Below are 6,854 nucleotides of genomic sequence, written 5' to 3'. Positions count from 1 at the left end.
GTGTGGGGCGGGGCGGGAAACCCCGGATCTTCGTCGTATGCGCGCCGGGATCGGCAATTCTCCGGCGCGGGTCGACGTGACCTGAACCACGTTCCGCGGCCGAACACGTCTGCGCGCGCCCCGACTGGGTAAGGCGAGACGTGTCCGGCACTTCACCCGCCATGAACGGAGGCCCGCCGTGGCCGCGACCGCCGAACTGCTGATCTCCGCCCTCTCGCCCCTGCCCCGGCAGGAGCTGCACTCCAAACCCGGGCACGGGCCGGCAGACGTGTCCGGGGCATCCCTGCCCGCCTTGGGACTCGACGGCTCGTGCACCTGCGGCTGCGTCGAAGCGCCGCTGACCAGCGAGCCACCGCTCGCCGACGTCGCCCCCCTGACCAGCGAGCCCCCGCTCGGCGAGCTGCCGCTGACCAGCGAGCCCACCGGCGCCGGATACGGCACGGAGCCCTCGGACATCTGACGCCCCGCCGCGGGCGATCCGCCGCCGCGCGCGAGAGGCCCTGCGCGGGACCCCGCCGCGCGGGGGAATCCCCCGTCCGATATGTTGATCCTGTGAGCAACAAGGTCTACAAGAACGCCCTGCGCGCCGGCACGGTCACCGCCGGTGTGACGCTGATGATGCTCCTGTCGTCCCCCGCCTTCGCGCTCACCCGCGACGACGGCGACGACCCGGGTCCCGGGCTGAGCATCATGGAGACCCTCGGCCTCTTCGTCGGCGCGCCGATCGCTCTCTTCCTGATCATCGCCGGACTGGTGGTGGCGGGCGACAAGTCCCGCAAGAAGAGCGGCTGACGGCGGGCCGGGAGGCCGTCCTCTCGGCTCTCGAACTGCCGTGCTTTAGGACGGGGTTGTCCGGATTTTACGACAGCCCTGTCACAGCCGTGGTCTCCGTGCCGCCGCGGGGAATCGCGGAAGCATGACGCACCACGACGCACCGCTCTCGCCCCGCCCGCTCAGCCATCTGACCGCCGCCCGCCCCCGGGTGATGACCGTCCGCGCGCTGCGCGAGCACGGCGTCACCCCGGCCGGAGCCGCCGAGCGCTGCCGCCCCGGAGGGCCGTGGCAGATGCTGCTGCCCGGTGTCTGCCTGCTGCACGGCGGCATCCCCACTCCGGAGGAGCGGCTGCGCGCGGCCCTGCTCTACGCGGCGGACGGGCGCGGTGCGCGGTCCGGCGCGGAGCCGGGCGGGCCGGCGGAGTCCGTCGGGTGCCCGGCGATGCTCACCGGGCCGGTCGCGCTCACGCTGCACCGCTTCGCCTGCGCGCCGTCCCTGCGCGCGCTCGACCGTATCGACGTCCTCGTCCCGCGCGGCCGCCGTCCGCGCTCCACCGGGTGCGCCCGTATCGTGCGCGGCGGGCAGGGGCTTCCGGAGCCGGTGGAGATCACCGGGCTGCCCGTGGCGCCCGTGCCGCGCGCCCTCGCCGACGCCGTCTCGGTGCTGACCGACGCGGTGGCGGTGCGGCGGCTGCTGACCGAGTCGGTGCGGGGCGGCCACTGCGAGGCGCAGGCGGTGGTGCGCGAGCTGACCCGGGCGCGGCTGCTCGGCCGCCCGCATGTGGTGGACGCCGTCGACGCGCTGCTCGCCGAGGGGCGCGCGCTGGCCGAGGGCCGGCTCTACGACATGGTGCTGGGGCACGGCCTGCCCGAGCCCTGCTGGAACGTCGAGCTGCGGCTGCCCGGCGGGCCCCCGCTCGGCAGCGTGGACGCGTACTGGCCGGAGGACGCGGTGGCCCTGGTGATCGACGCCCGCACCCCGCGCCAGTCCGCCGCGGGCCCCGGGGGAGGCGAGGGCGCCGACGAGTGCGGCGAGCACGACGCCGCGGTGTGGACGGAGTACGCGCGCCGCCGGGAGACCCTGGAGCGGCTCGGTATCACCGTCGTCCATGTGACGCCGCGGAAGCTGCGGGAGTCCCTCGCGCAGCAGGCCGCCGTGGTCCGCACGGCGCTGATGACCTCCGACGAGCGGGGGCCCTCCGCGTTTGTCAGTGTCCTGCCGCGCTGAGGCCGGGGAAGGGGCGCGGCGCGCAGGTCAGCCGCAGAACTCGGCCTCGACCATCGCGCGGGTGCTGCGCGCTCCCCAGTCGGCGTTGACGTTGAACGCCGCGGTGCGGCTGCCGTCCGCCGTGCCGAACGCCGCCGAGTGCGAGCCGTGGATGGTGCCGTCGTGCCCCCAGACCGTCACCCCGCACGACAGGGTGCGTGCGGTCAGCCCCAGCCCGTACCGCTCGTGGCGGGCGATCGCGCGGGTGGACTTCATCTCGCGCAGCTGGCGGGGCGGCAGCAGACCGCCCGTCAGCAGCTCCCGGGTGAACCGGACCAGATCCCGGTCGGAGGAGATCATCTCCCCGGAGGCGCCCGCGAGCGAGGGGTTGAGCGCGGTGACGTCGTACCGCTCGCCGTCCCGCCCGCCGAGCGCCGAGTACGCGCGCCCGTGCCGCCCGGGGATGCGCGGCGAGGTGCCCGGCAGCGAGGTGTCCCGCAGCCGCAGCGGACGCACGATGCGGTGCTCGATCTCCTCGGCGTACGACCGCCCCGTCACCGCCTCGATGACCATGCCGGCCAGCACGTAGTTGGTGTTGGAGTAGCTCCACGCGGTGCCCGGCGTGAACAGCGGGCCGCGCTTCAGCGCCGGGGCGATCAGCTCGCGGGGGGTGTGGGAGGCCCAGCGCTCGGTGAGGAAGGGGGTGCCGAAGTACGCCCGGCGGAACGCGGGGTCGGCCGTGTAGCCCGGGATGCCGCTGGTGTGCCCGAGCAGCCGGCGGACCGTCACCGTATGCCGCCGGTCGCCGAAGGCGGCGCCGTACCGGCCGAGCGGCACCTTCCGCAGCCACCGCCCCACGGGGTCGTCCAGGCGCACCCTGCCCTCCGCTTCGAGCTGCAGGAGCACGGTCGCCACGAAGGGCTTGGTGAGGCTGCCGATCCGGAAGCGGTCGCGTGCCTGCCGGGGCCGCCCGGTGCGGCGGTCGGCCACCCCGGCCGAGCCGTGCCACACGCCGCCGCTGTCCTGGACCCAGCCCAGCGCGCCCGGCACGCCGTACCGCACCACCGCTTCGTGCAGCGCCTCGTGGGTGCGGGCGTGCCCGCCGTCGGCGGCGAAGGACACCCCGGAGGGCAGGGCGAACCCGCAGACGAGAGCGAGCAGTCCGATGAGAACGCTGCGCGGCAGCGACATGGGGGGCATCAGCCGTCACCCTAGTGAGCAGGCCGACTCGTCCGCCACACGGAGCCCAACACGAGCGCGCAACCGGCGTACTGAGTGAGCGTGGGACGCTCGCCCAGGAAGACGACGCCCAGCCCGATGGCCACCACCGGCTGCAACAGCAGCAGGGCCGCGCCGGTGACGGGTTCGAGCCTGGCCAGCGCCGGGCCGATCAGCAGCAGCGCCAGCACCTGCCCGCACAGCGCCATCACGGCCAGCCAGCCCAGCGCGCCCCAGCCGGGCGCCAGATCGATGCCCGTCCACAGCGAACCCAGCACGCCCGAGGTCACCCCGGCGGCGAGCGTCGAGACGCACACCGGCGCTGCGGTGTGCCCCCGGCCGCCGCCGAGCCGGGTGAGGTAGAGGTACCCGGCGAACGCCACGCCCGCCGTCGCGCCGTACAGCACCCCGCTCAGCGGGTCGCTGCCCGGCTCGGGGGAGCCGATCGCGCCGGATGCGAGGGCCACGCCCAGCAGCATCAGCGGCAGCGTGCGCCAGAAGCGCACGCCGGGGCGCGTACCGGAGAAGGCGAGCGCCAGCAGCGGAAACACCGCGACCTGGAGGTTGAGCAGCACGGTGGCGATGGACGAGCCGACGTCCCGGATGCTGGCGACCCAGAAGACGAAGTCGACGCCCAGCAGCGCGCCCGCCGCGACATCCAGCAGATGCAGCCGCGGCGCGCGCGGCCCGACCCTGTGCCGCTCGGCCAGCGCGAGCGGCAGCAGCGCCAGCAGCGCCAGGGCGCAGCGCAGGAACGCGGCCGTGCCCGCGTTCGTGCCGGACAGCTTGACGAACATCGCCGACGCCGAGATGCAGACCGAGCCGGACGCCGCCAGCAGCCTGGGGTTTCGGATGTCCACGGGAGCCATGACCGTCACTCTGCCGCCCACGACTCTCAAGTAAAAGCGAAGTTTTTTTTCCAGTATTGGTTAGCATTGCTTGCGTGTTCAGTCTCGACCGGCTCCGTGCCCTGGACGCGGTCGCGGCCCACGGCTCGCTGGCCCGCGCCGCCCAGGCCCTGCACATCACCCCGTCCGGGGTCTCCCAGCAGCTGGCCAAGCTGGAGCGCGAGGCGGGCCACCCGCTGCTGGAGCCGGACGGGCGCAGCGTCCGGCTCACCCACGCGGGCCGGGTGCTCGCCGGCCACGCGGCGCGCGTGCTCTCCCAGCTCTCCGACGCCGAGGCCGACCTCGCCGACCTGAGCGAGGAGATACTGGGCCCGCTCCGGCTCGGCGGGGTGGGCAGCTCGCTGCGCTCCCTGCTGCCCGACGTGCTCGCCGGGCTCACCGCCGCACACCCCCGGCTGACCCCGACCGTCGTCGACGGGGAGGCTGTCGACCTGGTGCCGCGGCTGCTCAGCGGCGATCTCGACCTGCTGCTGATCGAGAGCTGGGACAGCCGCCCGATGCCGGTGCCCGCCGGTGTCGCGGTGCGCACGCTCGTCGTCGAGGACGTGGAGGTCGCGCTCAGCGCCCGGCACCCCCTCGCGGACCGCGCGGAGCTGGGCCTGGCGGAGCTGGCGGGCGCGGTGTGGGCGAGCTGCCCCGAGGGGACCGAGCCGTACGAGGCGCTGGTGCAGGCGCTGCGCGGGAGCGGTCTGGAGCCCGAGGTGCGCTACCCCGTGACCGAGTACGCCACGCAGCTCGCCTTCGTGGCGCGCGATCTGACGCTCGCGCTGGTGCCGCGCATGGCGCAGCGCCCCTGCCCGCCCGGTGTGCGCTTCGTGCCGGTGCGCCCCCGCCTGCGGCGCGAGGTCCGCGCCGCATGGCGCGCCCACCACCCGAGCCCCTCCGTACGAGCCTGTCTGACCCTGCTGGAGCGGCAGCACGACGCCCCGTGAGGGGCGCGGGGCTCGTGTTCATGTACCCCCATCGCCCCGTCACGGCTTGCGCAGCACCAGCTCCGCGTTGCGGTCGCCCGCCTCGCCCGCGAGATCCATACGCCGGCCCGGCGCGTTCGCGGCGAGCTCGCGGTAGAGCGACGCCAGCCCCGTCTGCGACACATCGCTCCGCTCCACCCGCGCCGGAGCGGACGCCTCGATGAGCGTGGTGAGCAGCGAGAGCGTGCCGTCCCGGTTGTCGACCAGCTCGATGACGCGGGCGAGCTGCGGGAAGTCGATGTGGGACGCGGTGCTGACCTCCCACAGCGTGCCGTGCGGTGTGATGCGGTTGCGGTGGCTGTGCCCGTTGATCCAGGCCACCGCGTGCGGGGTGCGCTTCAGCAGGTCCAGCAGCTGGTCGCCGCCCTCCGGAGTGGTGGTGCTGGTGTGGTGGCTGAAGACGAGCGCGTACGCGTCCCGGTGCCGCTCCAGCTGCCGCTCCAGCCAGCGCAGCTGCCGCTGCGAGATCCGCCCCGCGTAGTGCCCGTCGCGCCGCGTCGTGTCCAGGCTGTAGCCCATCACGCCGTCCGCGACGCGGAAGGCGTAGTACAGCTCGCCGGTCTCCAGCTGCCGCTCCGTGTAGCCGTGCCCGAGCGGGCCGCTGCCCCGCCAGCGCGGGTTGCGCAGGGCCCGCAGATACGCCTCGGCCGTGACCGGCGCGCGGGCCGGGTCCGGGGTGACCGTGCGCATCCTGCGACGCTGCGTGCGCAGCAGCTCCGCGAAGTCGGCGCCCTTCGGGTCGAGCCCCTTGCGCACCGCCCGCCACATCCGCGCTCCGTCCGCGTCCGGCAGCTCCATCAGCTTCCTGTCGCCCACCGCGAAGTCGGCGAGGAAGCCGTGCGGGCCGCCGGACGCAGCAAAGCAGCCGCCCGGCAGCGCGTCGTGGTTCCCGACCGTCGCATACCAGGGCAGCGCCAGCCCCGGGCTGGTGACGCTGCGCAGCGCGGCCTGCAGAAAGCCCTCGATCCGCGGGAAGCCGCGCGCCTTGTCGGTGTCCCGCAGCGCCGAGTCCGGCTGCCAGTACGTCCGCAGGCCGCTGTTCTGCACCCCCTCGTACGTGCCCGGGGCACCGGTGTCCGGGGTGATACGGCCGCCGCTCATGGCGGTCAGGAACCACTCCAGCTCGGCCTGCGCGTTGTTGTCGGTGTTGTCGCCGGTGGTGATGACGAAGGACAGCGGCATCCCCGTCACCGGACCGCCGGGCAGCGCGTTGACCCGTTCGACCAGCGCGACGGCGCCCGCCGTCGACAGCGCCTCCTGGGGGCGCCAGGCGCTCTGCGTCTGGGTGCGCAGGAACTCGTAGCGCAGCGGGTGCTGCACATCCACCAGATGCAGATCGGTGAACTGCACGAATCCGGCCAGCGGGGTGCGCCGCCGTATCCGCGCGCTCCCCGCCCGCGCCAGCTCCGTGCGCACCACGGGACGCCACGGCGCCCCGTCGGTGAGCCGCCGGTAGGGGCCGTCGCCGTCCGGGACGGAGACGCTGGTCAGCGTGGTGCCGCCGCGCGGCGGGGCCGCGGAGGGGCCGGGCCCCGGCCCGGTACGCGCCACCGCCGGGGACGGCGCGGCCGGGGCCGGGACGCCGGGGCTGCCGGAGGCGCCGCGGGAGCCGAGCGCGCCGCCCAGCCCGAGCGCCGCGGCCGAAGCGCCGGCCGCCGCGAGAACGGCACGGCGCCGCGGGCCCGGATGCCGCACCCCCTTCGGGGGTGTGGCAGCGCTGGGGCCTTCGCCCGTGAGGGCGGTACTCGTAGGGGTGGGCTCCGTGGGGTCGGGGCC

Annotated in this window: 7 protein-coding genes; 4 read left to right on the top strand and 3 right to left on the bottom strand. The window is 75.0% G+C overall.

Going from position 1 to position 6,854, the window contains the following annotated elements; genetic code table 11:
• The first annotated feature begins 178 nt into the window (after positions 1–178).
• The 3 genes from G5C65_RS28315 (at position 179) to G5C65_RS28305 (ending at position 2,002) form a co-directional block, all read left to right on the top strand.
• Positions 179–460, top strand: coding sequence for a hypothetical protein (locus G5C65_RS28315; protein ID WP_165301862.1), 282 nt, complete (start codon positions 179–181; stop codon positions 458–460).
• A gap of 92 nt (positions 461–552) precedes the next feature.
• A complete protein-coding gene (locus G5C65_RS28310) occupies positions 553–792 on the top strand; it encodes a hypothetical protein (RefSeq protein ID WP_165301861.1) in 240 nt (79 codons plus the stop codon).
• 124 nt (positions 793–916) lie between these two features.
• Complete coding sequence (locus G5C65_RS28305) at positions 917–2,002, top strand: hypothetical protein (RefSeq protein ID WP_165301860.1); 1,086 nt, start codon at positions 917–919, stop codon at positions 2,000–2,002.
• A 27-nt stretch (positions 2,003–2,029) separates the two neighbouring features.
• On the opposite strand, the gene G5C65_RS28300 is transcribed toward G5C65_RS28305, so the two are convergent.
• Both G5C65_RS28300 and G5C65_RS28295 read right to left on the bottom strand, forming a co-directional pair.
• Positions 2,030–3,181, bottom strand: coding sequence for a serine hydrolase domain-containing protein (locus G5C65_RS28300; protein ID WP_241266114.1), 1,152 nt, complete (start codon positions 3,179–3,181; stop codon positions 2,030–2,032).
• 11 nt (positions 3,182–3,192) lie between these two features.
• Positions 3,193–4,068 carry a DMT family transporter gene (locus tag G5C65_RS28295; protein ID WP_165301859.1) on the bottom strand — a complete coding sequence of 292 codons (876 nt, stop codon included), beginning with the start codon at positions 4,066–4,068 and terminating at the stop codon, positions 3,193–3,195.
• Between the two features lie 74 nt (positions 4,069–4,142).
• Here G5C65_RS28295 and G5C65_RS28290 point away from each other — a divergent pair, with 74 nt between their 5' ends.
• Complete coding sequence (locus tag G5C65_RS28290) at positions 4,143–5,039, top strand: LysR substrate-binding domain-containing protein (protein WP_165301858.1); 897 nt, start codon at positions 4,143–4,145, stop codon at positions 5,037–5,039.
• 39 nt (positions 5,040–5,078) lie between these two features.
• Here the strand turns inward: G5C65_RS28290 and G5C65_RS28285 are convergent, their stop codons facing one another.
• Positions 5,079–6,773, bottom strand: coding sequence for a TIGR03767 family metallophosphoesterase (locus G5C65_RS28285; RefSeq protein ID WP_165301857.1), 1,695 nt, complete (start codon positions 6,771–6,773; stop codon positions 5,079–5,081).
• Positions 6,774–6,854 lie beyond the last annotated feature (81 nt).

The sequence above is a fragment of the Streptomyces boncukensis genome, from assembly GCF_011045075.1.
Lineage (GTDB): Bacteria > Actinomycetota > Actinomycetes > Streptomycetales > Streptomycetaceae > Streptomyces > Streptomyces boncukensis.
Note: the sequence above shows the minus strand (reverse complement) of the source record. Positions and strands in the feature narration are given on the sequence as shown.